General features: G+C 67.1%; 29 protein-coding genes and 1 riboswitch. Of the genes, 12 read left to right on the plus strand and 17 right to left on the minus strand.

Annotated features, from left to right (window positions below; all coding sequences use genetic code 11):
* Positions 1-741, plus strand: a 741-nt coding sequence (locus WKF39_RS08560) for a DUF6596 domain-containing protein (RefSeq protein ID WP_340387354.1), incomplete at its 5' end; no start/stop codon positions are given.
* A 45-nt stretch (positions 742-786) separates the two neighbouring features.
* On the opposite strand, the gene WKF39_RS08565 is transcribed toward WKF39_RS08560, so the two are convergent.
* Positions 787-1,248 carry a GNAT family N-acetyltransferase gene (locus WKF39_RS08565; protein WP_340387356.1) on the minus strand — a complete coding sequence of 154 codons (462 nt, stop codon included), beginning with the start codon at positions 1,246-1,248 and terminating at the stop codon, positions 787-789.
* A gap of 144 nt (positions 1,249-1,392) precedes the next feature.
* Here WKF39_RS08565 and WKF39_RS08570 point away from each other — a divergent pair, with 144 nt between their 5' ends.
* Together WKF39_RS08570 and WKF39_RS08575 are read left to right on the plus strand one after the other, a co-directional pair.
* Positions 1,393-2,049: a DedA family protein gene (locus WKF39_RS08570; protein ID WP_340387631.1), complete on the plus strand. Its 657-nt coding sequence runs from the start codon at positions 1,393-1,395 to the stop codon at positions 2,047-2,049.
* A gap of 52 nt (positions 2,050-2,101) precedes the next feature.
* Entirely contained in the window at positions 2,102-3,568 is a 1,467-nt protein-coding gene (locus WKF39_RS08575; RefSeq protein ID WP_340387358.1) for an NAD-dependent succinate-semialdehyde dehydrogenase, read from the plus strand.
* Here the strand turns inward: WKF39_RS08575 and WKF39_RS08580 are convergent.
* Together WKF39_RS08580 and WKF39_RS08585 are read right to left on the minus strand one after the other, a co-directional pair.
* Entirely contained in the window at positions 3,565-5,559 is a 1,995-nt protein-coding gene (locus WKF39_RS08580; RefSeq protein WP_340387360.1) for an ABC transporter ATP-binding protein, read from the minus strand. The two genes, WKF39_RS08575 and WKF39_RS08580, sit on opposite strands and share 4 nt — an antisense overlap.
* Positions 5,559-5,870 carry a YbaY family lipoprotein gene (locus WKF39_RS08585; protein WP_340387362.1) on the minus strand — a complete coding sequence of 104 codons (312 nt, stop codon included), beginning with the start codon at positions 5,868-5,870 and terminating at the stop codon, positions 5,559-5,561. Before WKF39_RS08585 ends, WKF39_RS08580 begins: the two co-directional genes overlap by 1 nt.
* Positions 5,871-5,977: 107 nt before the next feature.
* On the opposite strand from WKF39_RS08585, the gene WKF39_RS08590 reads away from it, so the two are divergent.
* Complete coding sequence (locus WKF39_RS08590) at positions 5,978-6,958, plus strand: NAD-dependent epimerase/dehydratase family protein (protein WP_340387364.1); 981 nt, start codon at positions 5,978-5,980, stop codon at positions 6,956-6,958.
* A gap of 20 nt (positions 6,959-6,978) precedes the next feature.
* On the opposite strand, the gene WKF39_RS08595 is transcribed toward WKF39_RS08590, so the two are convergent.
* Positions 6,979-7,629: a thioredoxin domain-containing protein gene (locus tag WKF39_RS08595; protein ID WP_340387366.1), complete on the minus strand. Its 651-nt coding sequence runs from the start codon at positions 7,627-7,629 to the stop codon at positions 6,979-6,981.
* On the minus strand, positions 7,613-8,302 hold the full coding sequence (locus WKF39_RS08600; protein WP_340387368.1) for a cation transporter: 690 nt from the start codon (positions 8,300-8,302) through the stop codon (positions 7,613-7,615). Before WKF39_RS08600 ends, WKF39_RS08595 begins: the two co-directional genes overlap by 17 nt.
* 127 nt (positions 8,303-8,429) lie before the next feature.
* Between WKF39_RS08600 and WKF39_RS08605 the strand changes: the two genes are divergently transcribed.
* Both WKF39_RS08605 and serA read left to right on the plus strand, forming a co-directional pair.
* A complete protein-coding gene (locus WKF39_RS08605) occupies positions 8,430-8,861 on the plus strand; it encodes a PaaI family thioesterase (RefSeq protein ID WP_340387370.1) in 432 nt (143 codons plus the stop codon).
* A 60-nt stretch (positions 8,862-8,921) separates the two neighbouring features.
* Positions 8,922-9,009, plus strand: a riboswitch (ZMP/ZTP riboswitch).
* A 44-nt stretch (positions 9,010-9,053) separates the two neighbouring features.
* Positions 9,054-10,298: a phosphoglycerate dehydrogenase gene (serA, locus tag WKF39_RS08610; RefSeq protein WP_340387372.1), complete on the plus strand. Its 1,245-nt coding sequence runs from the start codon at positions 9,054-9,056 to the stop codon at positions 10,296-10,298.
* Here serA and WKF39_RS08615 read toward each other — a convergent pair.
* Genes WKF39_RS08615 through WKF39_RS08635 form a run of 5 tightly spaced genes read right to left on the minus strand, consistent with a single transcriptional unit; the run spans position 10,291 to position 14,617 of the window.
* The gene (locus tag WKF39_RS08615) at positions 10,291-11,127 is read right to left on the minus strand and encodes an NAD-dependent protein deacetylase (protein WP_340387374.1); all 837 of its coding nucleotides are present in this window, start codon (positions 11,125-11,127) and stop codon (positions 10,291-10,293) included. The two genes, serA and WKF39_RS08615, sit on opposite strands and share 8 nt — an antisense overlap.
* Before the next feature lie 42 nt (positions 11,128-11,169).
* A complete protein-coding gene (locus tag WKF39_RS08620; RefSeq protein ID WP_340387376.1) occupies positions 11,170-11,694 on the minus strand; it encodes a DUF1697 domain-containing protein in 525 nt (174 codons plus the stop codon).
* A 16-nt stretch (positions 11,695-11,710) separates the two neighbouring features.
* The gene (locus WKF39_RS08625; protein WP_340387377.1) at positions 11,711-12,136 is read right to left on the minus strand and encodes a hypothetical protein; all 426 of its coding nucleotides are present in this window, start codon (positions 12,134-12,136) and stop codon (positions 11,711-11,713) included.
* 47 nt (positions 12,137-12,183) lie between these two features.
* Complete coding sequence (locus WKF39_RS08630) at positions 12,184-14,220, minus strand: NADPH-dependent 2,4-dienoyl-CoA reductase (protein ID WP_340387379.1); 2,037 nt, start codon at positions 14,218-14,220, stop codon at positions 12,184-12,186.
* Positions 14,213-14,617 carry a nuclear transport factor 2 family protein gene (locus tag WKF39_RS08635; protein ID WP_340387381.1) on the minus strand — a complete coding sequence of 135 codons (405 nt, stop codon included), beginning with the start codon at positions 14,615-14,617 and terminating at the stop codon, positions 14,213-14,215. Before WKF39_RS08635 ends, WKF39_RS08630 begins: the two co-directional genes overlap by 8 nt.
* A 106-nt stretch (positions 14,618-14,723) precedes the next feature.
* Between WKF39_RS08635 and WKF39_RS08640 the strand changes: the two genes are divergently transcribed.
* Positions 14,724-14,963, plus strand: coding sequence for a hypothetical protein (locus WKF39_RS08640; RefSeq protein WP_340387383.1), 240 nt, complete (start codon positions 14,724-14,726; stop codon positions 14,961-14,963).
* On the opposite strand, the gene WKF39_RS08645 is transcribed toward WKF39_RS08640, so the two are convergent.
* Positions 14,939-15,502, minus strand: a complete 564-nt coding sequence (locus WKF39_RS08645) for a PadR family transcriptional regulator (protein WP_340387385.1) — start codon at positions 15,500-15,502, stop codon at positions 14,939-14,941. The genes WKF39_RS08640 and WKF39_RS08645 overlap by 25 nt on opposite strands.
* Positions 15,503-15,546: 44 nt before the next feature.
* The gene (locus WKF39_RS08650) at positions 15,547-15,981 is read right to left on the minus strand and encodes a helix-turn-helix domain-containing protein (RefSeq protein ID WP_340387386.1); all 435 of its coding nucleotides are present in this window, start codon (positions 15,979-15,981) and stop codon (positions 15,547-15,549) included.
* A 61-nt stretch (positions 15,982-16,042) separates the two neighbouring features.
* Here WKF39_RS08650 and WKF39_RS08655 point away from each other — a divergent pair, with 61 nt between their 5' ends.
* Positions 16,043-17,464 (plus strand): MFS transporter, encoded by a 1,422-nt coding sequence (locus WKF39_RS08655; RefSeq protein ID WP_340387388.1) that lies wholly within the window; start codon positions 16,043-16,045, stop codon positions 17,462-17,464.
* A gap of 19 nt (positions 17,465-17,483) precedes the next feature.
* Positions 17,484-18,170, plus strand: coding sequence for a hypothetical protein (locus WKF39_RS08660; RefSeq protein ID WP_340387390.1), 687 nt, complete (start codon positions 17,484-17,486; stop codon positions 18,168-18,170).
* Here WKF39_RS08660 and WKF39_RS08665 read toward each other — a convergent pair.
* Genes WKF39_RS08665 through WKF39_RS08680 form a run of 4 tightly spaced genes read right to left on the minus strand, consistent with a single transcriptional unit; the run spans position 18,167 to position 22,208 of the window.
* Positions 18,167-18,757 (minus strand): hypothetical protein, encoded by a 591-nt coding sequence (locus tag WKF39_RS08665; protein ID WP_340387392.1) that lies wholly within the window; start codon positions 18,755-18,757, stop codon positions 18,167-18,169. The two genes, WKF39_RS08660 and WKF39_RS08665, sit on opposite strands and share 4 nt — an antisense overlap.
* The gene (locus WKF39_RS08670; protein ID WP_340387394.1) at positions 18,758-20,245 is read right to left on the minus strand and encodes a hypothetical protein; all 1,488 of its coding nucleotides are present in this window, start codon (positions 20,243-20,245) and stop codon (positions 18,758-18,760) included.
* A gap of 36 nt (positions 20,246-20,281) precedes the next feature.
* Positions 20,282-21,364 (minus strand): FAD-dependent oxidoreductase, encoded by a 1,083-nt coding sequence (locus WKF39_RS08675; RefSeq protein WP_340387396.1) that lies wholly within the window; start codon positions 21,362-21,364, stop codon positions 20,282-20,284.
* A gap of 34 nt (positions 21,365-21,398) precedes the next feature.
* On the minus strand, positions 21,399-22,208 hold the full coding sequence (locus WKF39_RS08680; RefSeq protein WP_340387400.1) for an alpha/beta hydrolase: 810 nt from the start codon (positions 22,206-22,208) through the stop codon (positions 21,399-21,401).
* 120 nt (positions 22,209-22,328) lie between these two features.
* On the opposite strand from WKF39_RS08680, the gene WKF39_RS08685 reads away from it, so the two are divergent.
* On the plus strand, positions 22,329-23,480 hold the full coding sequence (locus WKF39_RS08685; RefSeq protein ID WP_340387402.1) for a CaiB/BaiF CoA-transferase family protein: 1,152 nt from the start codon (positions 22,329-22,331) through the stop codon (positions 23,478-23,480).
* 13 nt (positions 23,481-23,493) lie between these two features.
* Positions 23,494-24,636, plus strand: coding sequence for an acyl-CoA dehydrogenase family protein (locus tag WKF39_RS08690; RefSeq protein WP_340387404.1), 1,143 nt, complete (start codon positions 23,494-23,496; stop codon positions 24,634-24,636).
* Between the two features lie 24 nt (positions 24,637-24,660).
* On the opposite strand, the gene WKF39_RS08695 is transcribed toward WKF39_RS08690, so the two are convergent.
* Positions 24,661-25,377: a MerR family transcriptional regulator gene (locus tag WKF39_RS08695; RefSeq protein WP_340387406.1), complete on the minus strand. Its 717-nt coding sequence runs from the start codon at positions 25,375-25,377 to the stop codon at positions 24,661-24,663.
* A 159-nt stretch (positions 25,378-25,536) separates the two neighbouring features.
* Here WKF39_RS08695 and WKF39_RS08700 point away from each other — a divergent pair, with 159 nt between their 5' ends.
* Positions 25,537-26,748, plus strand: a complete 1,212-nt coding sequence (locus WKF39_RS08700; RefSeq protein ID WP_340387408.1) for an acetyl-CoA C-acetyltransferase — start codon at positions 25,537-25,539, stop codon at positions 26,746-26,748.
* Positions 26,749-26,752: the final 4 nt, after the last annotated feature.

Below are 26,752 nucleotides of genomic sequence, written 5' to 3' on the forward strand. Positions count from 1 at the left end.
CGGACCGTTTCGGGCGTCCGGTTCAACCAACCTGGCGACGTCGCCACGGTGCTGCGCGTGCTCTACCTGGTCTTCAACGAGGGCTATTCCGGCGAGGTCGACCTCGCCGCCGAAGCGATCCGCCTCACTCGCCAAATGGCGGCCAAGATCAACCACGAGGAGGTCGCGGGTCTGCTCGCGCTCATGCTGCTGCACCACGCAAGGCGCCCGGCACGGACCGCCCCCGGCGGCGTGCTCGTGCCCCTTTCGGAGCAGGACCGCAATCTGTGGAACAGCCGCCTGATCGCCGAGGGCGTCGAGGTGCTCCAGGCAGCCCTCGCCCGAGACTGCCTGGGCGAGTACCAGGCCCAAGCCGCCATCGCCGCGTTGCACGCCGACGCCCGAACGGTCGAGGAGACCGACTGGGTGCAGATCGTCGAGTGGTATGACGAACTGGTGCGCCTCACCGAAAGCCCGGTGGTCCGCCTCAACCGGGCCGTCGCGGTCGGCGAGGCCGACGGACCGCGAACCGGCCTGGCCGCCCTGGCAGAGCTCGACCCCGCCCTGCCCCGCCACACCGCTGCCGAGGCATACCTGTACGAGCGTGACGGCGACCCAACGACCGCAGCACGGCTCTACTCCAAAGCCGCCCGATCAGCGTCCAGCCTCCCCGAGCGCGACCACCTCACACGACAAGCCGCACGGCTCAACGCGCAACTGCGCAGCCGAGCGGCCGACACCGGGCATTCACCGCCCCGATAGGGACACATGCTCACCCTGTCGGCCGGCCGAACCGGCGAGCGCTCTTCAGGTCGCCGCGAGGTTGCGCCGGAGTCGCGGTGCCAGGCCGAACAGGGTCTGCTCGTCCCCGACCCGGACGAACCCCACTGATGCGTAAAACTCCGCAGCGTGCCGATTTCCGGTCACTTCGATCCATGGCATCCCGCACCTCATGGCATCGAGAACTGCATCCTGAACCAATTGCGTCGCGACCCCCTGCCTCATCGCGTCCGGGTCGACAAACAGGTCTTCCAGCTCCCGCCCACCGTCGATGTCGACAGTGGTCACGAACCCGAGGATTCTGCTGTCAGTGTCGACAGCCACCAGGGTGCGGCCCGCTGCGACACCATCGCCTGACCAGTGCAGTGCCTCAGGGACGGCGAGCAGGTTGGCACGATAACTCTCATTGCTCAGGGACGACCGGCGGTAGAGGTCACGAAGGGAAGGCAGATCTTCATCGGTGGCCGGTCGGGTCACGCAATGCGCCATGGCCAGACAGCCTATGTGACCGGCTACGAAACTCGCTGCGTACCGCAGCGCCCGTCGGCACGGCAGGCAGGGAGTGTGGTTCATCCGCCGGTTGGCGGGACGAGCGGATTGAGCCTGCCGGATACGCTCATGCCCGTGACCCTCATGACAACGCTGGCGACGGACGCAGCCAATGCACCCGACTCCGGGCTGGCGGGCTGGACCGTCGACCTGATGGACAAGCTGGGTCTGTTCGGCGCCGCGCTCGCGGTCTCCCTCGACAACTTCTTCCCGCCGATCCCCAGTGAGATCATCCTGCCGCTGGCGGGTTTCGCGGCGAGCCAGGGCACGTTCTCCTTGACCGGAGCGCTGATCGCCACCACGGTCGGCTCCGTGTTCGGTGCCTCGGTGCTCTATTGGCTCGGCGCGATCTTCGGCCGCGACCGGGCAGCATGGATCTTCGACAAGACGCCGCTGCTCAAGGTCAGCGACCTGGAACGTACCGAGGCCTGGTTTGCCAAGCATGGGGGCAAGGCGGTCTTCTTCGGCCGGATGGTCCCGATCTTCCGCAGCCTGATCTCGATCCCGGCCGGCGTCGAGCGGATGAGCTTCACGTTGTTCTTCGTCCTGACGACGCTGGGCAGCCTGATCTGGAACTCGATCTTCGTGATTGCCGGATATCGGCTGGGAGAGAACTGGGATTCCGTCGAGCCGTATGCCTCGCTGTTCCAGAAGCTCGTCATCGCCTTGGTGCTGGCCGTGATCGGCGTCTTCGCCTTCATCCGCATCCGTGAACAGCTCCGGGCCCGCGGCACCGCCTGACGGCCCGTCCGCAGAAGCGGCGGTGGGAGGGCTCCGGTCCTAGGCTGGCGGCATGAGTGATTCACGCGAGACCCAGGTCGTCGATGCCGTCAACCCGCAGCTGTTCATCGGTGGGCAGTGGCGAGCCGCCGAGGGGGGAAAGACGTTCCCGGTCGAGGATCCCTCGACCGGCAAGATCCTCGTCGAGGTCGCCGATGCGGGCGTTGCCGACGGCAAGGCGGCGATCGACGCAGCGGTCGCCGCACAGCAGGAATGGGCTGCGACGCCTCCGCGAGACCGTGGGGAGATCCTGCGCAAGGCATTCGAGATCATCACCGAGCGCACCGACGAGCTCGCGCTGCTCATGACGCTCGAGATGGGCAAGCCGCTCGCCGAGAGCAAGGCCGAGATCGCCTACGGCTCGGAGTTCTTCCGCTGGTTCGCAGAGGAAGCCGTCCGCATCTCGGGCCGCTACTCGATCGCGCCCAACGGGGCGACCCGGCTGCTGACGCTCAAGCAGCCCGTCGGGCCGTGTCTGATGATCACGCCGTGGAACTTCCCGCTCGCGATGGGGACCCGCAAGATCGGTCCCGCGATCGCCGCCGGCTGCACCATGGTGGTCAAACCGGCCGCGTTGACGCCGCTGTCGATGCTGCGCCTGGGCGACATCCTTGCCGAGGCCGGGCTGCCTGACGGCGTCCTCAACATCGTCACGACCAAGAGCACCGGAGAGGTCATGGAGCCGATCATCCGCGACCCCCGTCTGCGCAAGCTGACGTTCACGGGCTCGACCGAGGTCGGGCGTTCGCTCGTGGAGCAGAGTGCCCAAGGGCTGCTGCGGGTCTCGATGGAGCTCGGCGGCAACGCGCCGTTCATCGTGTTCGACGATGCCGACATCGACGATGCCGTCGACGGAGCGATGCTCGCCAAGATGCGCAACATCGGTGAGGCGTGCACGGCGGCCAACCGGTTCATCGTCCACGAGTCGGTGGCCGAGGAGTTCGGCACCAAGCTGACGGCCAAGATGGCCGACCTGTCCGTCGGCCGAGGGACGGAGGACGGCATCAAGGTCGGGCCGCTGGTCGAAGCCAAGCAGCGCGACAAGGTCGCCGAGCTCGTTGACGACGCGGTCGACAAGGGAGCGACGATCCTGACCGGCGGTTCCGCACCGGACGGTGAGGGCTACTACTACTCGCCGACCGTTCTGTCGGACGTACCGCTGGATGCGCGGATCGCCAAGGAGGAGGTTTTCGGGCCGGTCGCACCGATCTTCACCTTCACCGAGGAGGAGGACGCGCTCCAGATGGCGAACGACACCGAGTTCGGTCTCGTTGCCTATGCGTTCACGCAGGACTACTCCCGCGCGATCAGGGTCTATGAGGCGCTCGAGACCGGCATGGTCGGGATCAACCAGGGCATCGTCTCCAACCCCGCTGCCCCGTTCGGTGGCGTCAAGGCCTCGGGCTTCGGCCGCGAGGGTGGAGCAGAGGGCATCGAGGAGTATCTCGAGACCAAGTACGTCGGGCTCGCGCTCGGCTAGAACGACACGTCGGCGCGGCGCTCGTCGGCGCCGGGCTTGTCGCAGTACGTCTGTCCGTCGGTGAATCGCACGCCGTCGGTGAAGCGCGCCTCGATCCGGCCCGAGCCGAACTGCTCGACATACAGGCGCGAATAGAGGCCGCCGAGCGTGAGCAGCTCGTCGTGGGTTCCCTGCTCGACCAGCTTGCCGTCCTCGAGGCCGAAGATCACATCGGCGTTGTGGATCGTGGACAGTCGGTGTGCGATCGCAATCGTCGTACGGTTGTGGGTCGCCCGCTCGAGCGCGTCCTGCACGAGCCGCTCGGTCTCGGTGTCCAGCGCGGAGGTCGCCTCGTCGAGGATCAGGACGCGAGGGTCCATCAGCAGGACCCGGGCAATCGCGAGCCGCTGCTTCTCACCACCGCTGAGGCGATAGCCGCGCTCCCCGGTGATCGTCTCGTAACCATCGACGAACGAAACGATCCGATCGTGGATGTTGGCGTCGCGCGCGGCCTGCTCGATCTCCTCGGCGCTCGCCTCGGGCTTGGCGTAGGCGATGTTGTCGCGGATCGAGCCGTGGAACAGATAGGGCTCCTGCGTCACCATGCCGACGGCCTCGGCGACCGATCCCATCGTCAGGTCGCGGACGTCGGTGCCGTCGATCAGCACGGAGCCTTGGTCGACGTCGTAGAAGCGAGGCACGAGATAGGTCATCGTCGTCTTGCCGGACCCTGAGGGACCGACGATCGCGGCGAGCTGGCCGGGCTGGACCCGCAGCGACACGCCTTCCAGGGCCCAGCCTTGCTCTGGAGCAGGCTCGGAACGGTCGATTCGCACACCGTTGTCCCCAAAACGGTCGCCGCTCGTCGCGCCGGTCAGGCTGCGGGGCTCGGGGTATCGGAAGTAGACGCGGCGGAACTCGATCTCACCGCGCAGGCTCTTGGGATTGAGCGCGAGGGCGCCGGGGCGCTCGGTGATGGCGGGCTTGAGGTCGAGATATTCGAACAGCCGGCGGAACAGCGCGAGCGAGGTCTGCACGTCGAGCGACACGCGCATGAGCTGGAGCAGCGGCATCTGCAACCGAGCCTGCAGCGTCGTGAAGGCCACCAGCGTGCCGGCCGTCAGCGAGCCGGAGCCCCCGTTCAGCATGTAGCCGGCGGCCAGATAGATCAGTGCGGGCGTGATCGCGAAGAAGGTCTGGACTGTCGCGAAGAACGCCCGACCGGTCATGGCCTGCTCGACCTGCAGACGGGTCTGGTTGCGATTGGCCTCGCGGTAGCGCTCGACCTCCGAATCGGCGCGATTGAACACCTTCGACAACAAGATGCCCGAGACGCTGAGCGCCTCCTCGGTGATCGCGGTCATCTCCGAGAGTGATTCCTGGGTCTTGCGCGCAAGCCTCTGCCGGCGCTTGCCGACCTGCAGCTGGATCCACACGAACAGCGGCATCATGACGATGGTCAGCAGGGTCAGCTGCCACGAGAGGATCACCATCGAGACGAAGGCCGCCGCGACCGTGACGCTGTTCTGCAGGATCGACGTCGCGGTATCGGTCAGCACGGTCCGTACGCCGGCAACATCGTTGGCCAGACGGGACTGGATCGCGCCGGTCTTGGTAGCGGTGAAGAACGCGAGCTCCATCTTCTGAAGGTGGGCGAACAGGTCGCTGCGCAGGTCGGCCATCGCCGAGTTGCCGATCGTCGAGGTCAGCCAGTTCTGCCCGATGCCGATCAGGGCAGTCACGACCGGGATCGCGCACAGGCCGGCGACGAGCCAGCCGAGCAGGCCGGTGTCGATGTCGCCGCTGGGTGGGAACAGCGCCTTGTCGAAGACCGCCTGGGTGAAGAACGGCGCGATTGAGGTGAGCGCCGCGGAGACGACGACCGCGATCCCGACGTACGCCATCTTGGTGCGGTAGGGCCGCAGCATCCGGGCAATCCGCCCGAGGATCGGCGGGCCGCCGCCGATCTCGTCGTCGCTCAGATGGGTGACGTTGGGACTGCTCCGGGGCATCAGTCGTCGATCTTGGTGAGCAGCACAGTTGTCGACTCACCTTCGACCGGGACCAGGTCGGTCGTGCCCCAGACGCCGACATCCGTGCGCAGCGCCGCCCAGATCAGCAGGTCGTCCGGGGCGGAGACGAACTCCGGGTCGACACGGAGAACGAACTCGGCCGGGACACCCAAGGCCTCGATCGCAGTGGCGGCAAGGACCTCACCTTCGGTGTCGACGAGCTTGACCGTCGCGACCGCACCGGGGGGCACGGCGATGCGCTCACGGAACGTGACAGAGCCGGTGACAGTGAGGACGTTTTCGGAGGCCATGCGATGAATGCTATGCCTCGCAGTCACATCGCACCGTCGCGAATGCGCCGTTCTGCCGGGAGTGAACACCCTGTCGATGACGGGCCTCGGCATGATTGGTTGAAGGCATGAGCGCGATCCTGGTCCTCGGCGGCACCTCGTGGGTCGGCGGGCAGATCGTCGATGAAGCGGTTGCTCGCGGTCACGACGTCACCTGTCTGGCCCGCGGCGAGTCTGGCGAGGCTCCACCGGGTGCGACATTCGTCAGGGCCGATCGCGCGGACCCAGGGGCGTACTACGAGGTCCGGGCACGATCGTGGGACAGCGTGATCGACGTGTCCCGGCAGCCGGGGCAGGTGCGATCGGCCGTCGACGCCCTCGGTGGCGCCGCGGCACACTGGACCTTCGTCTCGACGGGTTCGGTCTATGCCGATCAGAGTGTGCCGCTCACCGAGGACTCGCCGTTGCTGGTGCCTCTCGCCGGGGAGGTCGGCGAGCCGGAGCAGTATGGCGAGGGCAAGGTCGCGTGCGAGCTGGCCGTGCAGGAACTGCCGCGGCACCTCATCGTGCGTGCTGGGTTGATCGGGGGGCCGGGGGACCGGTCGGACCGGCTCGGCTACTACGTCTCGCGGTTCGCGCTCGCGGGCGATCAACCTGTGCTTCTGCCGGGCGTGGGCAGCCAGCCGATGCAGGTCATCGACGTCCGCGACCTGGCTCGCTGGGTCGTCCTCGCCGCTGAGGACGGCGTCGCCGGAACGATGCACGCCGTCGGACAGCACACCACCGTGGGGGAGATCGGTCAGGTCTCGGCGGAGGTCGCCGGCTTTCGCGGTGACCGGGTCCTCGCGGAGGAGCCCTGGCTGCATGCCCACGACGTCGAGGAATGGATGGGTCCACGATCCTTGCCGCTGTGGCTGCCCGCGAGCCACCACGGCATGGGGATGATGGACGACGCGCGCGCTTTGGCACACGGGCTCGAGCGGCGGCCCGTGGCCGAAACCGTGAGGGACACCCTCATCGACGAGCGGGCTCGCGGCCTCGATCGCCCGCGCCAGGCAGGTCTCGACCGCGCAGACGAGCTCGCACTGATCGCCGAGCTGCGGCCCTGAGCCACCGGGGCTGAGTGGGGCTACCTGGCCAGGGCTCGGTCGATGGCCAGGGTGAACTCCTCGGTCGATCCGGCCACCAACTTCTTGCCGTCGAGGAAGAAGGTCGGCGTCCCGGACACGCCGAGGGCCATCCCGTCCTCGACATCGCGCTTGACCCGGGCGGCGACCGCGGGACTCGTGACGTCCTGGTCATACGTGGACATGTCGAGTCCGAGGTCCTTGGCGTACGAACGGAACAGCTTGGCCTGGGAGTCCTGGCGCTCGCCCCACTCGAGCTGGGTCTCGAACATCTGTTTGTACATGTCCTCGAACTTGCCCTGGCGGGCCGCGGACTCGACTGCGTAGGCGGCGTTGTCGGCGTTGCGATGGCTCTGGATCGGGAAGTAGCGGACCACGAAGGTGACCTCGCCGGCATACCGCGCGCGGAGCTGCTCGATGAACGGATAGGCGGCGCGGCAGGACTCACACTCGAAGTCGAGGAACTCCACCAGCGTGACCTTGCCGTCCCCCTCATCGCCCAGACGGTGACTGTCGCTGCGGACCACTGTTGACGTGCGAGCCGAGCTGTCCACCGGACCTGGCGCGGCGAGCAACTGATAGGCGAAGGCGGCACCGAAGCCAGCGATCGCGACCAGCGCGACGGCGATGGCGACCCTAGTCTGCTTGCTCACAGCAGCCATCCTCGTCGCCCGGCCCAATCGGCCCCGAGACGGGTGCGCAGCAACCGTCCCCCCGCCAGGCCTGGACCCCCTCGCGCGTCGCGACGGCGGCGATCATGAGCCCGGCGATCGGATCAGCCCAGGACCAGCCGAGCGTGGAGTTGAGCACGAGCCCGATCAGGAGGACCGCCGAAAGATAGGTGCACAGGAGAGTCTGGGTGCCGTCAGCGACCACGGCATTCGAGCCCAGCGCCCGCCCGGTACGTCGTTGGGCATACGAGATGAACGGCATGATGATCAGCGAGGCGATCGCCAGACCGATCCCGACACCGGACGGATCGGCGTGAGTGCCGCCGAGCAGGGCCCGGACGGACTCGAAGCCGACATAGCCAGCCAGGGCGAAGAAGGACACGGCCAGCATCCGCAATGCCGTGCGTTCCCGGGTCTCGGGAATCTTGTGGGAGAACTGCCACAAGATGATCAGGCCGCTGGAGACCTCGACGAAGGAGTCGAGACCGAATCCGATCAGGGCTATCGAGCCGGCAGCTATGCCCGCTGCGATGGCGACGAGTCCTTCGACGATGTTGTAGCCCACCGAGAGCCCGGCCAGCATCCTGGCGCGTCGGCTCAGCCGGTTGCGGGTGTCGGTGTCCAGATCTCCCACGCCGTGCGCGACCTCGACCATCTGACGATGATAGGCGAGATTCTCGAAGGCTTGAGAGAAAGCCATCAGGGTGTCGATCTCGGGCGGTTGCGCTTGAGATGCAGACCCGGGCGGCCCCCGTCGTCACCCCATTGCCTAGGCTCGGGACATGAGTGAAGTTCCTGGCCTCGACGGCGCCCTCGGTGTGGAGCACCTGGAGGCGAGCGCCGACAAGGTCGTCGTGCGCTTCACGATCGGCGAGCATCACCTGCAGCCGTTCGGCATCCCTCACGGCGGCGTCTACTGCGCGGTCCACGAGTCGACCGCCAGCATCGCCGGTCAGATCTGGCTCGGCGACAAGGGGATCGTGGTCGGCACCAACAACTCGACGGACTTCCTGCGCCAGGCCAAGGTGGGCGACACCATCACCGTGACGGCGACGCCGATCCACCGGGGCCGCAGCCAGCAGCTGTGGCATCTCGACTCGGTCGACCAGGACGACAAGCTCATCGCTCAGGGCCAGGTACGGCTTGCCAATCTCGACCAGCAGCTGCCGCCCGAAGTGCTTGCGCAGTTCACGGGGTCCGTCGCCAGGGACTGAACGTGCAGACCGACGTACGGACGTCGGTCTGGCCCACCTCGACCACCCGGTACGATTGGTGTAGTCGGTCGCGACTGGCGTTGAGGTGGATACCACCGGGGAGCGACTGCAAGACCAGACATCGGGACCGTTCGCCTGGGCCCCACGTCAGCCGTGCATTGCTGACTGGAGGCAACAGAGATGATGATGACCATGACGACCACTGATCCATTCCCGACCTCGCTGCTCGACGACGAGGACGTTCGGGTCCTCCTGCTCGAGAACATCCATGCCGATGGCGCGGACTTCTTGCGCGGCAAGGGCTTCCAGGTCGAGACCCGCGATGGCGCCCTCAGCGAGGACGAGCTCATCGAGGCGATCCAGGGCGTGCATCTGCTCGGCATCCGCTCGACGACCTATGTCACTGACAAGGTGCTCGCCGCCGCTCCTGATCTGCTCGCGATCGGGGCCTTCTGCATCGGCACCAACCAGATCGACCTCGCCGCGACGAGCAAGCGCGGCATCGCGGTGTTCAACGCGCCCTACTCCAACACCCGCAGCGTCGTCGAGCTGGCGATCGCCGAGATCATCTCGCTCGCGCGCCGGCTCCACGAGAAGTCGACCGACATGCACAACGGGGTGTGGAACAAGTCGGCTGCCGGGAGCCACGAGGTGCGCGGCCGCACGCTCGGCATCGTCGGCTACGGCAACATCGGCAGCCAGCTGTCGGTCATCGCCGAGGCGCTGGGATTCAAGGTCGTGTTCTTCGACATCGACGACAAGCTCGCGCTCGGCAACGCCCAGCGCTGCTCGACGATCGAGGAGCTGCTGCAGATCTCGGACGTCGTGACGCTGCACGTCGACGGCCGTCCTGGCAATGCCGGGCTGTTCGGTGCCGATGAGATGGCGCAGATGAAGCCCCGGGCGCTGTTCCTCAACCTCTCGCGTGGCATCGCGGTCGACACCGCCGCTCTGCGATCGCACATCGAGTCGGGCCACATCGCCGGCGCTGCGCTGGATGTCTTCCCGGTCGAGCCCAAGCGGCAGGGGGATCCGTTCGAGTCGGACCTGCGCGGCCTGCCCAACGTGATCCTCACGCCGCACGTCGGCGGATCGACCGAGGAGGCGCAGCAGGACATCGGCCGTTTCGTCGCTTCCAAGCTCCGGTCGTACGCCTCGTTCGGCGGCACGTCGTTGAGCGTCAACATGCCCGAGATCAACCTGCCGGTCGACTCGACCAAGCACCGGCTCGCGCTGGTCCACCGCAATGCCCCGGGCGTGCTGGCGACGATCAACGGACTGCTCGGCGAGCACGAGGTCAACATCGAGGCTCAGTCGCTGTCGACCCGCGGCGAGATCGGTTATGTGCTGACAGATGTCTCCGCCGAGATCGGGCCAGATGTGCTCAAGGAGCTCGCGAGCCTGCCCGAGACAGTTCGCCTGCGCCAGCTCACCTGAGCGCTCCGCCTCGCGAGGCCAGGGTCTCGGCGCAGCCGGCCTCGAGCTTGAGTGTCGCGAGGTGGTCCGCTCGGGTCGATCCGCGGTTGACGATCACGACCGGAATGCCGCGCTTGTGGGCGGCGCGGACAAAGCGGAGACCGGACATGACCTGCAACGAGGAGCCGAGCACGACGAATGCCTCGGCCTGTTCGACCAGTGCATAGCTCAGTTCGACCCGATCCTTTGGCACGTTCTCACCGAAGAACACGACGTCGGGCTTGAGGTCGCCCTTGCAGTCCTTGCACGCAGCGACGCGGAAGTCGGCAGTGGCTGCGAGCACGACGTCGCCGTCAGGAGCCACGTCCCCGACGCGGGACTCATATCCCGGATTGACCTCCGCGAGCCGGGCGTGGAGCTCGGCGCGCGTGGTCACCTTGCGGCACCCCAGGCAGACGACTCGATCGATCCGGCCGTGCAGATCGACCACATCGTGGTGTCCGGCGCGCTGGTGCAACCCATCCACGTTCTGGGTGACGAGCCCGGTGATCTGTCCATTGCGCTCCATCTCAGCCAGCGCGGTGTGCGTCGCGTTGGGTCGGGCCTCGCGCATGCGACTCCAGCCGACGTGGGCGCGGGCCCAGTAGCGCTGCCGCCCCTCGGCCGTGCGCACGAACTCCTGATACGTCATGGGCGTTCGAACCGGTGATTCCGGTCCGCGATAGTCAGGAATGCCGGAGTCGGTCGAGACCCCGGCACCGGTCAGGATGAGCCACTTCCGGTCCCCGAGGACTTGGTGCATCCGCTGAACAGCGTCAGGGTCCGGGTGCCTCCACGGCGGATCGTCCACGTCGTCCAGCGTACGTTCGTGCTGTACCGGTCGACCATTCGCTCACTGGGCCAGCTCGATGAGCTTGTTGACCGTGTTGAGGTTGCGGGCCGTGCCGGGGACCTTGAGCGCGCGGCTGATCGAGTCGCTCTTCATCGTCGGGCGGCCGGCGCCGTTGGCGTAGCGGATGTGCATCTCGGTGCCGATGACCCGCCAATCGTCGTCGCCCGTCTCATACGTCTCGGCCTTGGCGATCGCTTCGGCAGATGGCTTGCCGGTCAGGAAGACGACGTAGGAATACTTCGGCTCGATGACCTCGAACGGGTGGGCGTCGAGCGCCTTCTGCAGCTGCGCGGTCGTGCGCGAGATGACGTCGCGGAACCAGCCATACCGCTGCTCGATCGCCTGCTCGAGGGCGCGGTCGAACTCGGCGGCCCTGCCGGGCACGTCGGCGACGAGGTTGCCCGAGGCGATGTAGGTCGACACGTCGGTCGCGCCGAGCTCAGCGGCGATCTCGCGCAGCTCCGCCATCGGCAGCTGGGCCGGTCCGACATTGACGGCCCGAAGCAAGATGATGCGGGTGCTCACATCACCAGTATGTCGCTCAGTTCGCGAGGATGGCGAAGAACACGATGGTCGCGACGACCGTGAGCCCGAAGCCGCCGACTGCCCATGGCCACGCGGGCCGCTTGGTCGAGGTGGCGACGATCATGCCGATCAGGGTGGCCACGACGAGGATGGCGAGGGCGATCCAGTAGCCGGAGACGGCGGAACCGGCGCCGCCATCGGCGCAGGCCTCGCTGCCGCCCTCGCACAACGAGTCCACGACGTACGCGAAGATCGAGATGATCCACATCGCCACTGAACCGAGGACCTGCAGGACGAACAGGATCCAGGAGAGGGCAAGGTCGACGGTGCGGTCCTTGACCTGCGGCGCGGGGCCAGTCGGCGTTGGGTACGGCTGCACGTAGGACCCCGGCGGTGGCACCGAGCCGTACGCCGGAAGGTCCGATTCGGGGGGTTGGGTCACTCGTCGGACCCTACGCTGCACACCGGTCTCGCCCGGACCAGCGGCAGCTAGAGGATTGCGGCCAGCTCGGTGGCCTGCTTGATGGCCCGCTTGGCGTCGAGCTCAGCGGCGACGTCGGCACCACCGATGACGTGCACCGGCACACCGCGCGCCTCGAGCGGGGCCAGGAGATCGCGTACGGACTCCTGCCCTGTGCACAGGACGATCGTGTCGACATCGAGCACCCGCGACTCCGTGGAATCCTTGCCGGTCGCAACCGTGATGTGCAGGCCGTCGTCGTCGATGCGGTCGTAGGTGACGCCCTTGATCATCTCGACGCCGGAGTCCTTGAGGGTCTGTCGGTGGACCCATCCCGACGTCTTGCCGAGGCCCTTGCCGAGCTCGGTGCTCTTGCGCTGCAGCAGGATGACCTCGCGCTTGGGCGGCGCCTGCAGCTTGGTCCCGAGCCCACCCCGGATGACGTCGGGGTCGACGACACCCCAGCGCTCCATCCAGTGCTCGACCGACTCGTCGGGATCATGCAGCAAGAACTCCGAGACGTCGAAGCCGATGCCACCGGCGCCCATCACTGCGACCCGGCGCCCGACCGGCGCGCCGGATCGGATGACCTCCTGATAGTTCACCACGCTGGCATGATCGATGCCCGGGAGTGCCGGGATCCGGGGCTCGACGCCGGTCGCGATGACGACCTCGTCGAAGTCCGCGAGATCGTCGACGCCGGCCTTGGCGCCGAGGTGGATCTTGACTCCGCTGATCTCCATGCGACGGGAGTAGTAGCGGATCGTCTCCTGGAACTCCTCCTTGCCGGGGATCTGCATCGCGAGGCGGAACTGCCCGCCGATCTCGGGCAATGCCTCGAACAGCTCGACGCTGTGCCCTCGGCCCGACAGCTCGGTCGCGGCGGCGAGCCCGGCCGGACCGGCGCCGACGACGGCGATCCGCTTGGACGTACGCGTGGGGGACAGGATGAGCGTGGTCTCATGGCCGGCCCGCGGGTTGATCATGCAGCTCGCCCGCTGGTTCTTGAACGTGTGGTCGAGGCACGCCTGGTTGCATGCGATGCAGGTGTTGATCTCGTCTGCGCGGTTCTCGGCGGCCTTGTTGACGAAGTGGGGGTCGGACAGCAGGGGGCGCGCCATTGACACGAGGTCGGCCTGCCCGGAGGCGATGATCTCCTCGGCGACCTCGGGGGTGTTGATGCGGTTGGATGCCACGACCGGCACCGTCACCTCGGGCCTGAGCTTGCCCGTGACCCAGGAGAACGCCCCGCGTGGCACGGAGGTGACGATCGTCGGGATGCGGGCCTCGTGCCAGCCGATGCCGGTGTTGATGATCGAGACTCCGGCGGCCTCGACCTTCTGGGCCAGCGCAACCGTCTCGTCCCAGCTCTGCGCGTCGTCGACGAGGTCCAGGAGCGACATCCGGTACATCACGATGAAGTCGGCGCCGACCGCCTCACGCACGCGCTCGACGATCTCGACCGGGAAGCGCATGCGGTTCTCAGCGCTGCCGCCCCACCGGTCCGTACGATCGTTGGTGCGCGCCGTCAGCATCTGGTTGATGAGGTAACCCTCGGAGCCCATGATCTCGACCCCGTCGTAACCTGCACGTCGGGCCAACCTGGCCGACTCGGCGAAGTCGCTGACGGTCTGGTCGACCTCCTTGGTCGACATCGCCTTGGGCTTGCCGAACGGCGTGATGGGCGACGGCTTCGACGACGCGGCGCGCTTGAACGGGTGATAGCCGTAGCGGCCGGCGTGCAGCAGCTGCATGACGATCTTGCCGTCGTGCTCGTGCACCGCGTCGGTCACGATGCGATGCTTGTCGGCGAGCTTGGCCGACGTCATCAGTGAGCCGAACGGCAGGAGCCAGCCGTGCCAGTTGGGTGCATATCCACCCGTCACCGACAGGGCGACTCCACCCTTGGCGCGCTCGCCGAAATAGGCTGCGAGCTCCGGCAGGTGCTTGGCCCGGTCTTCCATGCCGGTGTGCATCGAGCCCATGATGACCCGGTTGCGCAGGGTCGTGTGGCCGAGGTCGAGGGGTTCCAGCAAATGGGGGTAGACAGCGTTCACGTCATTCATCCTTGATCGCGTCCAGGACTTCGGCCTGGATCTGGGGGAACTGGGCGCCCATCGCCTGGGCGAGGGCGGTGGCGGCCGAGAGGGGGCGCACCATCACGGTGAGCTCTCTGATCAGACCGTCATCATCGAGGCGAATCAGGTCGATGCCGTTGACGCTGACGCCCTCGACGACGGTCTCGAAGATCAGCGCCGAGCCGCGTCCGTCGTCGTCGGTCAGCTCGCGCACGTAGCCGAAGTCCTCGAACACGCGCCCGACTGCGCGCAGGATCGCCGCCACGATCGGCTTGCCCTCGTAGGGCTTGAAGGCGACCGGGCTGCGAAACACCACATCCTCAGCGAGCAGCTCGCCGAGGGCAGCGAAGTCGCCGGCCTCGACGGCAGCGCGGAACGGTTTCATGACGCCACCCCCGTCAAAAACCCACGATACGGAGATGGCGTCATGAACTCTGTCTGATCTTTCCGCTGCCGCTCGGGCATGAGGACTCCTGTGATGGGATGGGCGGGTGATCTCCAAGACCGCGGCCAGGTTCCTCATCGCGGCGGGCGTGTTCAACGTCGTGATCTGGCCGCGCTTCGCCAAGGCGATCGTGGAGGACGACCGGGCGTGGTCCGGCGAGCGGTGGAACAGTGCGCCTGAGGCGTTCTTCTGGGTGCACGCTGTGCTCATCACAACGGCGATCGTGATCGGGCTGGGCGTGCTGCTGGTGGGCGTACGCGCTCATCGCTCGTCACCCAGTCGCTGAGAGACCTGGCCTGGGAGCGAACGAAGGATCTCGTCGCACCACGTGATGCCGGTCTGCTCGGCGAGTATGCCGCCGCGCAGCACGAGCCAGCCGCCGATCTCGTCGTCGGTGAGGTCGTCGGGGCGAGGGTAGAACTTCGCGGCACTGTCGACGTAGTAGGCCAGCTGCTCCGCGTGGGCCCGCCGCCGCACGCGCACGTCGTCGATGATCGCGTCGCTGTCACCGAACGGCAGCGCCCGCAGCTTGACCGCGAACTCGCTGCGCAGGTGCTCGACCGGCGTGGCCTTGGACGTCCACAGCGTGAGCTCCTCGCGCCCACGGACCGTGATGACATAGACCTTCTTGTCCGGTCTGCCGTCCTGGGCGATCAGCTCCGATGCGACCCAGCCGTCGGCCTGCATACGGCCCAGGACCTTGTAGATCTGCTGGTGACTGGCCTTCCAGAAGTGGCCGATCGAGGCGTCGAACCGGCGAGCGAGGTCATAGCCCGACGCGGACTTCTCCGCGAGGGACACCAGGATCGCGTGCTCGAGGGCCATGCCCGCGACCATACTATGCAACGAGTTGCAATGCAATCAGTTGCCTAGGTCGCGATCGCCGCTGCGGCTTGCCGTGCGTCGAACTCCAGCCGCGCACGGACGATGGCCTCCTGGTTGCCCTCGGTCCACCGGACGAGCGACTGGATCGTCTCGATCAGCCCGCAGCCGAGATCCGTCAGTGCGTAGTCGACACGGGGTGGTACGACCGGGTGGACCGTCCGCTCGATCAGACCATCGCGTTCGAGATGGCGGAGCGTGACGGTCAGCATGCGCTGGCTGATGCCCTCGATCTCTCGCTTGAGCTCGGTGAACCGCAGGGTTTGGTGGCCGAGGAGGGAGATCACCATGAGTGACCACTTGTCGGCGACCCGATCGAGGATCTGCCGGACCTCGCAGCCCTCGCGGATGTCCCATTGGAGCGCCGAGCAGCTGTAGGTTACGTCGGCGGAACTGGGTGACTCTGAAGTGCCTTCTTCCATAGTTGACAATGGTGACGCAGGATGGGGTCAGTTACAAGAGGTAACCAGAAATGAGGAATTCATGACGACGTCGACCACACCGCCTGAGCCGGAGGTCAAGCGCCTCGATGGCCATGGTCTTGGGCTGCTGCTCCTTTTGAGCGGAGCCCTGTTCCTCGAGGGTGCCGACATCGCGATGCTGGCAGTCGCGCTGCCGTCGATCGGGGACGAGTTCGATCTCGGAGCCGGCGGTCTGCAGTGGGTCATGAGTGCGTATGTCCTGGGTTACGGCGGATTCCTGCTCCTCGGCGGTCGCGCGGCCGACCTGCTCGGGCGGCGCCGGATGTTCCTGATCTCGCTGGCGGTGTTCGTGGTCTTCTCCGGGATCGGCGGCCTCGCGACGGAGTCGTGGATGCTGATCGTGGCCCGCTTCGTCACCGGGATCGCCGCTGCATTCATGACCCCGGCCGGCCTGTCGATCATCACGACCGGTTTCGCCGAGGGCGCGGCCCGGCAGAAGGCGCTGCTGATCTATGGCGCGGCCGGTGCGGCCGGGTTCAGCCTCGGCCTGGTGATGGGTGGCCTGCTGACCCTGGCGGACTGGCGCTGGGTGTTCTTTGCACCGGTCATCATGTCTGCGCTGTTCTTCGCGGCGGCGATCCGGCTGGTGCCGGCCGATCCGCCCTCGTCCCGCCGCCGGGTGCGTGAGCTCGACCTCAGCGGGGCCGTCTCGCTCGCAGCGGGTCTGCTGCTGCTGGTCTACACGCTCGAGCGGGCCGCTCACGCCTCGGCGTGGGCGACCCTGACCAGTGCGGCGGCGTCGGCCCTGGCCTTGGCCCTGTTCGTGGCGATCGAGCGCCGGACCGAAGAACCCCTCGTACGCCTCGGCATCCTGCGGACCGCCGCAGTCCTGCGGGTCGACACCGTCGCCCTGCTGTTCTCCGGAGCATTCTTCAGCTTCCAGTTCGTCATCGTGCTCTACCTTCAGGAGCTGCGTGGCTGGTCGACGCTCGAGACGAGCCTGACGCTGCTCATCATGGCCATCGACGGGGTGCTCGCGCCGACGCTGACCCCTCGCCTGGTCACCAGGTTCGGCCACGCGCCGGTGCTGACGGCCGGTCTCGTGGCGCAGGCCCTCTCGTTCGTGCTGTTCTTGCCGATGACTGCGGACTGGACCTATTTCGCGATGCTGCCGAGCCTCGTCGCGATGGGATTCGCCTTCACGCTTGCCTACGGGACCCTCGCGATCGCCGCCACCGACGGCGTCGAAGACTCCGAGCACGGGCTCGCCGGTGGCCTGCTCTACACCGCATTCCAGGTCGGTGCTGCGCTGGGCCTGGCGGTGGTCTCGGCGGTCTTGGTGGCTGCGGCCGACGGCGGCGCGCTGACCCTTGCTGACTATCGGGTGGCCCTGCTGGTGCCACTGATCGCTGCGGTCGTCGCGGTCGCGGTCAGCCTGGTCCGCACCTTCGGCCGGCCGGAGGTGGTTGGCATCGAACCGTGATCTGCGAGAGGGTGTATCCATGAAATTCCGCCTGCGACTTCTCGCCCTGTTCATCGCCTCGGCCTTCGCACTGGCGGGGTGCGGCGACGGCTCGGACCAGGACGACGTCTCCAATCTGTCCACGAGCAAGCTCCTGGCAGCGGCCAAGAAGCAGCTCGCCACGCAGGAGTATGTCTCCGTCGAGGGCAAGGGCACCGACAAGGACGACGACACTTCGCTCGAGATCGACCTTGACTTCGCCGGTGACACGGCCTCGGGCACGATCACGGTCAACGGCATGGAGATCGAGCTCCTGAAGGCCGATGGTCAGGCCTACTTCAAGGCTGGCAAGGAGTTCTTCGGTCCGAGCGAGTCGGCGGCCGAGACGATGGACCTGATCGGCGATCGATGGGTCCTAGCCGACCCGGACGACCCGACGTTCGGCGAGATCGCGTCCTTCGTGTCCAAGAAGGACTTCTTCGCGCAGCTGCTCGACCCGGACGGCAAGGTCACCAAGGTCGACGAGAAGTCCGTCAACGGCGTCGACTCGGTCGGGCTCAAGAGCACTGACAGCACGTTCTACTTCGACAAGAGCGATGCCAAGCCGGTCAGCCTGGTCACGACCGACGACGGCAGCGGCACCCTCGACTTCACCTACGACAAGATGGACGCTGCCGAGGCGCCACCCGCCGACGAGATCGTGGACCCGGCCAAGCTGGGCCGCTAGGACGGTGGGTTGATGCTGCTGCAGATCGCCTTGAAGTCGCCACCGTCGGCCTTGGTGAAGGCGCCCTTGTCGAACCAGCCCTGGTCCTGCACGTAGAACTCGCCGGGATGGTCCTTCGACTCCTTGGTCAGGTCTTGGGTGATGAGGTACGTCGCGCCCTGCCCGCCTGACGTCTTGACCAGGAGCTCCACGGAGTAGAAGTCGCGCCAGTCGAATTGCGCCGGCAGCGGCGACTCCGCGCGCAGGCCAGGCACCGGGCTCCCCAGCGTCAGACCTCTGAGGGATGTGATGCCGGAGCCGCGGCTGGGCGCGACGGCAGGCAGCTCGGTGGACGGGATGTAACCCGGCGCGCGCAACACGTACGTCAGTGGTTGCTTGTCATCGGAGTCGCGGCGAAAGCCCAGCTCGACCTCGACGACGTCGCGGCAGGGCTCGCCGAACCAGATGAGGAGCTCACCGTTCGCGGCCTGCTGGAAGCCGGCACCGCGGGGGATGATGGGGTCGCTGCGCGGATCGCACCCGGCCACGAACGCAAGGATCACGAGGATGACGAGGGCCGGAGTCGACTGACGGACGAGTCGCGGCATCTATTCGTCGTATCCGCCGTCGGTGAGGCCGGCCCCGGACTCATAGGAGTTGTCCTTGCCCTCAACCGTGTGTGGGACGGGCGCCTGGAACGGCCCCCATCCCTTCCAGTCCACGTCGACCGACTCGTTGAGGTAGCCGGCGATGAATCCGGCGTAGCCCTCGTCGGCCCATTGCCGGGAGTGCTGCTCTTCATGGTGCAGCAACCGGTCGAGGTCGAGGTGGTCCCCGCGCAGCGCCAGGTTGCCGTCGTCGTCGACGGTCGGGCCCTCGCCGCTCCGGATGATCTGTCGCAGCGCAGCCTCTTCGTCACTGGGGTCGTCGATGTTCATCATGAAGATGTCGCCGAATGTCGTGCCTCCGTTGAGGCTGTAGAGGTCCTGCAGGCCGTCGCCGCCCAGACCCATCAGCATGCCGTTGGGTGTGGTCGACAGGCGCCCGCCGTTGCCGTGGACGAAGCCGACGTCCTGGTCATAGCTGAACCAGTTGTTGGCGTCCTGCCGGTCCTTGATCCGCTGGATCTCCTGAGAGGAGTAGGGCGTCTCGGGGAAGTCGCGAGTCGGCCCGGCGGTGCCGTAATCGGTCCCCGCGTTGAGGATGTAGGTCATCAGGACGGCATTTCGGGCGTCGTCGCCGCTGATGTCGTCGGGCAGGATGAAGTAGGACTTGCCGTCGCGATCCTTGACCTCTTCGAGGCCGTCCAGCACGTCGAAGTCCTCCGGCGTGATGTCGTGGTCGCGAGCGATGTCGATGATGGCGTCGATCGACACGCCCCGCCGCGCCGCGTTCTCCAGCCAGTCGCGGTAGGGGCCGACGGGATCGGAGCCGGTCAGCAGACCTTCCTTGCGCAGCCGGGCAATCGTCTGGGTCACTGCCGCGTTGTAGGCAGCCTGCTTGTCCGAGTCGGTGAGCACCAGGGTCGGGAAGTACGAGGCAGCGGCCAGTGGCATCAGTCCCGCGCGGATGAGCTGGCGTACGTCCTCGTCGGTCGGGCCGTTCCTGAGCTTGCCCGCGACCTCGTCGGCCCGGGCGTCGAGCGCGTTCTCGGCGGCGGTGTAGCGCGGCTGCAGGTTGGCCTTGAACCCGGCCTGGAGGTCAGACATCGACACATCGCCGCCACGCACATCGGGATCGTGTTGTGCCCCGCTGACCATCGAGCGGTAGGACTCGTTGATTCCATTGACCGTCGTGTCGAACGCGTCGACGTCCTGGGCGAACAGTCGGGTGCATCCCGACGCGAACTGCGCCTTGGCCGTCAATGACCTGGCGATCTCGTAGGGCACGAACGGACTGGCTGCCACCGCGGTCGAGATGTCGCCCTCGGTCGACTCGAGGATGTGTTTCTCGTCGCCCCGCAGCTCGTCGGCAAGGGCGCCAAGGTCCGAGGCATGGGTGTCGACCGGGTCGACGGCCGCACGGATCGAGTCACCGGTGACGCCTGCATAGATTTCGCTGTAGTAGGCGAACGGCCCGACCGTACGTGTGACCATGTGCGCTCCCCCCGGGGCAGTGCGGACTTGTGGTCACTATAGGTGAGAACGCGTCGCCGTGGCGCGCTCGTGGACCGGGACCCTGCTGCCGGACAGCCACTCGGCGACGCCGCGCGCAGCCCTCCGGCCGGCACGATTCGCCCCGATCGTGCTGGCAGATGGCCCGTAGCCGACCAGCTGGACCCGCGGATCCACCACCACGGTGGTCGCGTCGAGCTGGATGCCACCGCGCGGCCCGCGCAGGTGCAATGGCACGAGATGATCGACCGCGGGACGGAAGCCGGTCGCCCAGAGAATGGCATCGACGTGCTCGAACGAGCCGTCGGGCCAACGCACGCCGTGGCGTTCGATGCGGGCGAAGAGGGGTCGGCGTTCGTAGGCTCCGAGCCGCTCGGCCTCGCGCTCCTGCTCACGAAGCATCAGCCCCGTGACGCTGACGACGCTGCGGGGCGGAAGCCCCAGACGCACCCGCTCCTCAACCTTGGCCACGACGGCTCTGCCGATCTCGGGTGTGAACTCGCCGGTCCGCCACACCGGCGCGCGCCGGGTGACCCAGATCGTGTCGGTGACGAGCCGCAGCGCCCCGAGGAACTGGACGGCCGAGGCGCCGCCACCGACGACGAGCACACGCTTGCCGCGGAAGTGCTCGGGCCCGGGATAGTCCACGGTGTGCAGCTGCGCACCGCCGAATGTCTCGGCGCCGGGGTAGTAGGGGATGAAGGGCCGGGTCCACGTGCCGGTGGCGCTGACCACGGTGCGCGCCAGCCATGCCCCGCGGTCGGCCTCGACGCGCAGGAGCCCTTCGTCGTCGCGTACGGACTCCACCCGGATCGGGCGGAGCACCGGCAGGTCGCGAGTGCGCTCGTAGTCCGCGAAGTAGTCCGGCACGAACGTGTTGGCTCGGTCGGCCGCCACCGCGTCGGGCACGGGGTTGCCGGGGAGGTCGGACACCCCGTGCACATCGGCCATCGTGAGGGCGGCCCAGCGGTGCTGCCACGCACCGCCCGGGCCGGGGTTGGCGTCGAGGACGATGTGGTCGATGCCTCGGCGGGTCAGGTGGTAGGACGACGAGAGCCCGGCCTGGCCGGCGCCGATGACGACGGAGTCGAAGATCTCCACACGGCTTTCAACGTCCGGAGGCGGGCCGCTATTTCTAGGCGGCCTGCTCGTTCGCCGCACTGGTGGCGGCGACCGTGTTGTCGATGACGCGGACGATCAGCTCGGGGTCGTCGATCATCGGCACGTGCCCACAGTGGGGCAGCGCAACATGCTGCGCCTGGGGGAGGCGCTCCTGAGCGATCGCCGATGAGCTGTAGGGCAGGATCAGGTCACGTGTGCCCCAGGCGATCGTGGTCGGCACGGCGACTCCGGACGTGAATGTGTAGCCGACGCCGGCCAGGATCGTACGCTCGAACGCCGTGCAGTTCTTGAGCGAGCGGGCGTCGCCGTAGACCTCCTCGGCAGTGAAGCGCTCGGGATGCGAATACAGGGAGCTGCCGGCCAGCTTGCGACCCCAGGACCGCCGGGACACGAACCGCAGCGCACCGTCAGGCAGCAGACTGCTGATGCGCAGCAGGATGAGCAGCGCGAAGGTCTGCACCTTGTTGACCACGCCGAAGAAGCCGGCCGGGCTGAGCGCCGTGGCCGAGCGGACCAGCCCCCGGGAGCCGAGCTCGAGCGCGATGGCGCCGCCGAGGGAGTTGCCGACGACATGCGGTCGATCGATGCCCCAGGCGTGGAAGTTGTCCTCGAGGTTGTCGCACGCGCTCGCCATGTCGTACTTCACGCCGACGGGATAGGCCGCGGACTCGCCGAAGCCGGCGAGATCGACGGCGATGACGTCGTACTTCTCCGCGAGCTGTTCGAAGACGGGGTCCCAGGCCTGACGACGGTGCCCGATGCCGTGGATGAGGACGAGAGGCTCCCCGGATCCCTTGCGGGTATAGACGAGTTCGGAGTGCATGGTGGCGTGACCTTCCATCGAGCCGGCAAACGGTGACACTGATGATGACACAGTCGCGTACCCGGAGTATGTGATTGGTGTCACTTGTGATTGTGACAGTTCAACTGTCACAATGGCGCTGTGACGATTCCAGCTTCAGGACCCCTCCACGGCGTACGCGTCGTCGAGCTGGTCGGCATCGGCCCCGGGCCGTTCGCCGGCATGCTGCTCGCCGACCTCGGAGCCGATGTGATCCGCATCGATCGTCCGGGCGGCAATGCCATGCAGGCCTCTCAGCCCGACAAGGACATCCTCGCCAGGGGGAGGCCGTCTGCCGCGGTGAATCTCAAGGACTCACGCGGCATCGACCTGGTGCTCGACCTGGTGGAGAACGCCGACATCCTGATCGAGGGATTCCGGCCAGGTGTCACCGAGCGGCTCGGCATCGGCCCCGAGGCGTGCCATGCCCGCAACCCGGCACTCGTCTACGGCCGGATGACGGGCTGGGGACAGGACGGTCCACTGGCCCACACTGCCGGTCACGACATCAACTACATCGCCGTCGCCGGCGCGCTCGACCCCATCGGACGAGCCGGCGGACCGCCCCAGATCCCGCTCAACCTGGTGGGGGACTTCGCCGGAGGGTCGATGTATCTCGTCACCGGAGTGCTCGCCGCTCTGACCCATGCGCGTACCTCGGGCGAGGGCCAGGTTGTCGACGCCGCGATCACCGACGGCGCCGCACACCTGCTCGCGATGCCGCTGTCGATGCATCAGACCGGGTCGTGGAACCCCGCGCGCGGCACCAACCTGCTCGACTCGGGTGCGCCGTTCTATGACGTCTATGAGACGTCCGACGGCCGATGGATGTCCGTCGGCGGGCTTGAGCCACAGTTCTACTCGGCCATGGAGCTGGTCCTCGAGATCGACGATCTCCCCGACCGGTGGGACCTTGCGGCTTGGCCGGCCCTCCGCAAGGTGCTTGCGGACACGTTTGCGTCGAAGACCCAGGCCGAGTGGACCGCGCTGTTCGACGGGACGGACGCCTGCGTCGCTCCGGTCGTCCCCCTCGGTGAGGCCGCGCAGCACCCGCACAACCTCGCCCGTGGGACATACGTCGAGCACGAGGGACTCGTGCAGGCGGCTCCGGCTCCCCGGTTCTCCCACACCCCCGCGACCCTGACCACCCCTCCGGCCAAGCCGGGGGCCAACACCGCCGAGGCACTCGCTGCCTGGGGCATCACCGATATCGACCAGCTCATCGCCGACGGCGTCGCCGTGCAGGCCGACTAGAACAGGGACAGACATGAAGCGCCATATCTTCGAGGCCGACCACGAAGCCTTTCGCGACACCATGCGCACCTTCTGCGAGAAGGAGATCGCGCCCAACCACGAGCAATGGGAAAAGGACTCGATCGTGCCGCGCGAGCTGTGGCTCAAGGCCGGTGAGCTGGGCCTGCTCGGCTTCATGATGCCGGAGGAGTTCGGTGGAGGCGGCATCTCGGACTTCCGCTTCAACGCCGTCGTCCAGGAGGAGCTGACCCGGATCGGCGCGAGCGGAGTGGGCTTCGCGCTGCACACCGACCTCGTCTCGGGATATCTCCTGTCGTATGCCACCGAGGAGCAGAAGCAGCGGTGGTTCTCCAAGTTCTGCACCGGCGAGATGATCACCGCGATCGCGATGACCGAACCCGGCACGGGCTCGGACCTGCAGGGCATCCAGACCACCGCGAAGCGTGACGGCGACCACTGGGTCATCAACGGCGCCAAGACCTTCATCTCCAACGGCATCCTCGCCGACTTCGTGATCGTGGTCTGCAAGACCGACCCCGAGGCCGGCGCGCTGGGCTTCACGCTGATTGCTGTGGAGCGAGGCGCGGAGGGCTTCGAGCGTGGCCGAAACCTCGACAAGATCGGTCTCAAGGCGCAGGACACCGCCGAGCTGTTCTTCGACAATGTCCGCGTCCCGGTGACCAACACGATCGGTGAAGAGGGCAACGGCTTCTTGCACCTGCTCGAGAAGCTGCCGCAGGAGCGCCTGACCATCTCGGTCGTCGCGGCTGCTGCGTGTCGCTCGATGATCGACATGACGCTCGACTACGTCAAGGAGCGCAAGGCGTTCGGCAAGCCGATCGGCGCGTTCCAGAACTCGCGCTTCACCCTCGCAGAGCTCGAGACCGAGCAGCAGATCGCCCAGGTGTTCGTCGACCGCTCGATCACCGAGCTCAACGCCGGGACCCTGACGGTCGAGGATGCCGCGATGGGCAAGTGGTGGACGACCGAGCTGCAGAAGAAGACCGCCGACCAGTGCCTCCAGCTGCATGGCGGCTACGGCTACATGACGGAGTATCCGATCTCGAGGGCGTACCTCGACACCCGGATCCAGACGATCTATGGCGGCACGACCGAGATCATGAAGGAGATCGTCGGCCGGTCCCTCGGCGTCTGACTCCCCGCAGCCCGCACGATGGGGTCAGCTGCGGCGGCGGATCGTGTCGCGCTTGGCCTCGTCGACCGCGGACTCATATGCCGTGACCAGCGCCTGGATCGTCAGGGGCTTGAAGCGCTCGATCATCTCGGTGATCGCCTCGGGCGGTTGCCCGGACGACTTGAGGTGCGGCCAGACCGTGGTGCGGAACAGCTCGGTGAGCGCGACAGCCATGGCCTGACCGTGCTCGGTGATGATGCGCCGTGCCGCCAGTGCAGCCTCGGTCGGCAGGCCGACGTCAAGGAACTGGATGCCGACGGCGAGGTGGGCCGGGGCGACCTGGAAGACGTCCTCGACCGGCGTGGGCTCGATGACGCCGAGGGCGACCAGCAGCTCCAGATCGTCGTCGGAGAGCTGACGCCCCGATCGTGTCTCCAGATCCGGCCGCGAGACGGTCTCGGGGAGGTCCGGCATCCAGGGCGCGAGCAGCGTGCGGTGCAGCGCCACCTGCTCGGGCGTCGCGCCGGACGGGATGTTCTCGAGATAGCCCTCGATCGCCGAGAGGGTGAAGCCATGGGCCTGGAGCTCGCGGACCAGCTCGAGGCGGGCCAGGTGGTCGGGACCGTAGTAGCCGTTGCGGCCTTCTCGCCGGGGTGGCGGGATCAGACCGCGCCCGGCATAGAACCGGACGGTCCGCACCGTCATCCCGACGCGGGCCGACAGCTGCTCGACGCTCATCGTCTCGGCTGGCGCGGCGTTCATGGTGCTGAGACTATGCCACCGCCACTGTCGAGATCCGCGATCCCGGTGATGTGGGCCACCTCTCAGATGTATTGCTACCACTTTGACAGTGTTGGTGTCACAATCGAGGTTGTCACACTGCTGACTTGTCTTTACACCTGATCTGCGAGGACCCCAGTTATGACCGAGGCATACGTCTACGACGCCATCCGCACCCCACGAGGTCGCGGCAAGAAGACCGGATCGCTCCACGAGGTCAAGCCGATCTCCCTGGTGACCGGCCTCATCGAGGAGATCCAGAAGCGCAACCCCACCCTCGATCCCAACGGTGTCGACGATGTCGTCCTCGGCGTCGTGTCACCGGTCGGTGACCAGGGCTCGGACATCGCCAAGACCGCAGCGCTCGCCGCGGGACTTCCCGACACGGTCGCCGGCGTCCAGCTCAACCGCTTCTGCGCCTCCGGCCTCGAGGCGGTCAACCAGGCCGCCGGACGCATCCGCTCCGGCTGGGAGGACCTGATCCTCGCCGGTGGCGTGGAGTCGATGAGCCGCGTCCCGATGGCCTCGGACGGTGGCGCGTGGGCGATGGACCCGCGCACCGCGTTCGACACGGACTTCGTCCCGCAGGGCATCGGTGCCGACCTGATCGCGACGATCGAGGGCTACAGCCGTACGGACGTCGACACGTTCGCGGCCGAGTCGCAGGCGCGTGCTGCCAAGGCGATCGCCAACGGCTACTTCGCCAAGTCGGTCATCCCGGTCAAGGACGCCAACGGTCTGACGATCCTCGACCACGACGAGTTCGTCCGCGAGGGCACGACTGCCGAGAGCCTTGCCGGGCTACCTGCCTCGTTCGAGGGGATCGGTGAGATGGGTGGTTTCGACGCCGTGGCACTGGAGAAGTACCACAACGTCGAGCGCATCAACCACGTCCACCACGCAGGCAACTCCTCGGGCATCGTCGACGGGGCCTCCCTCGTCGCGATCGGCAGCGAGGCCGCCGGCCAGCGCCACGGTCTGACTCCCCGCGCGCGAATCGTCTCGGCCGCCGTCTCCGGCGCCGATCCCACGATCATGCTCACGGGTCCTGCCCCGGCGTGCTTCAAGGCGCTCGACAAGGCCGGCCTGACGGTCGCCGACATCGACCTGCTCGAGATCAACGAGGCATTCGCGGCCGTCGCGATGCGCCTCATGAAGGACCTGGACTTCCCGCACGAAAAGACCAACGTCAATGGCGGCTCGATCGCGATGGGCCACCCGCTCGGCGCCACCGGCGCCATGATCCTCGGCACCCTCATCGACGAGCTCGAGCGTCGCGATCTGCGCTATGGCCTCGCCACGCTGTGCGTCGGTGGCGGCATGGGCATCGCGACCGTCGTCGAACGAATCTGAAACG

The organism is Aeromicrobium sp., assembly GCF_037719875.1.
Taxonomy (GTDB): domain Bacteria; phylum Actinomycetota; class Actinomycetes; order Propionibacteriales; family Nocardioidaceae; genus Aeromicrobium.

What these genes read in the sequence shown, in the direction of transcription:
- WKF39_RS08630 (WP_340387379.1), bottom strand. Translation starts at nt 14,220, where the DNA reads ATGAATGACGTGAACGCTGTCTACCCCCATTTGCTGGAACCCCTCGAC.
- WKF39_RS08585 (WP_340387362.1), bottom strand. Translation starts at nt 5,870, where the DNA reads ATGGCCTCCGAAAACGTCCTCACTGTCACCGGCTCTGTCACGTTCCGT.
- WKF39_RS08680 (WP_340387400.1), bottom strand. Translation starts at nt 22,208, where the DNA reads ATGCACTCCGAACTCGTCTATACCCGCAAGGGATCCGGGGAGCCTCTC.
- WKF39_RS08690 (WP_340387404.1), top strand. Translation starts at nt 23,494, where the DNA reads ATGAAGCGCCATATCTTCGAGGCCGACCACGAAGCCTTTCGCGACACC.
- WKF39_RS08565 (WP_340387356.1), bottom strand. Translation starts at nt 1,248, where the DNA reads ATGGCGCATTGCGTGACCCGACCGGCCACCGATGAAGATCTGCCTTCC.
- WKF39_RS08665 (WP_340387392.1), bottom strand. Translation starts at nt 18,757, where the DNA reads ATGCCGCGACTCGTCCGTCAGTCGACTCCGGCCCTCGTCATCCTCGTG.
- WKF39_RS08570 (WP_340387631.1), top strand. Translation starts at nt 1,393, where the DNA reads ATGACAACGCTGGCGACGGACGCAGCCAATGCACCCGACTCCGGGCTG.
- WKF39_RS08645 (WP_340387385.1), bottom strand. Translation starts at nt 15,502, where the DNA reads ATGGCCCTCGAGCACGCGATCCTGGTGTCCCTCGCGGAGAAGTCCGCG.
- WKF39_RS08635 (WP_340387381.1), bottom strand. Translation starts at nt 14,617, where the DNA reads ATGAAACCGTTCCGCGCTGCCGTCGAGGCCGGCGACTTCGCTGCCCTC.
- WKF39_RS08605 (WP_340387370.1), top strand. Translation starts at nt 8,430, where the DNA reads ATGAGTGAAGTTCCTGGCCTCGACGGCGCCCTCGGTGTGGAGCACCTG.
- WKF39_RS08670 (WP_340387394.1), bottom strand. Translation starts at nt 20,245, where the DNA reads ATGGTCACACGTACGGTCGGGCCGTTCGCCTACTACAGCGAAATCTAT.
- serA (WP_340387372.1), top strand. Translation starts at nt 9,054, where the DNA reads ATGACGACCACTGATCCATTCCCGACCTCGCTGCTCGACGACGAGGAC.
- WKF39_RS08590 (WP_340387364.1), top strand. Translation starts at nt 5,978, where the DNA reads ATGAGCGCGATCCTGGTCCTCGGCGGCACCTCGTGGGTCGGCGGGCAG.
- WKF39_RS08580 (WP_340387360.1), bottom strand. Translation starts at nt 5,559, where the DNA reads ATGCCCCGGAGCAGTCCCAACGTCACCCATCTGAGCGACGACGAGATC.
- WKF39_RS08650 (WP_340387386.1), bottom strand. Translation starts at nt 15,981, where the DNA reads ATGGAAGAAGGCACTTCAGAGTCACCCAGTTCCGCCGACGTAACCTAC.
- WKF39_RS08600 (WP_340387368.1), bottom strand. Translation starts at nt 8,302, where the DNA reads ATGGTCGAGGTCGCGCACGGCGTGGGAGATCTGGACACCGACACCCGC.
- WKF39_RS08700 (WP_340387408.1), top strand. Translation starts at nt 25,537, where the DNA reads ATGACCGAGGCATACGTCTACGACGCCATCCGCACCCCACGAGGTCGC.
- WKF39_RS08695 (WP_340387406.1), bottom strand. Translation starts at nt 25,377, where the DNA reads ATGAACGCCGCGCCAGCCGAGACGATGAGCGTCGAGCAGCTGTCGGCC.
- WKF39_RS08655 (WP_340387388.1), top strand. Translation starts at nt 16,043, where the DNA reads ATGACGACGTCGACCACACCGCCTGAGCCGGAGGTCAAGCGCCTCGAT.
- WKF39_RS08660 (WP_340387390.1), top strand. Translation starts at nt 17,484, where the DNA reads ATGAAATTCCGCCTGCGACTTCTCGCCCTGTTCATCGCCTCGGCCTTC.
- WKF39_RS08575 (WP_340387358.1), top strand. Translation starts at nt 2,102, where the DNA reads ATGAGTGATTCACGCGAGACCCAGGTCGTCGATGCCGTCAACCCGCAG.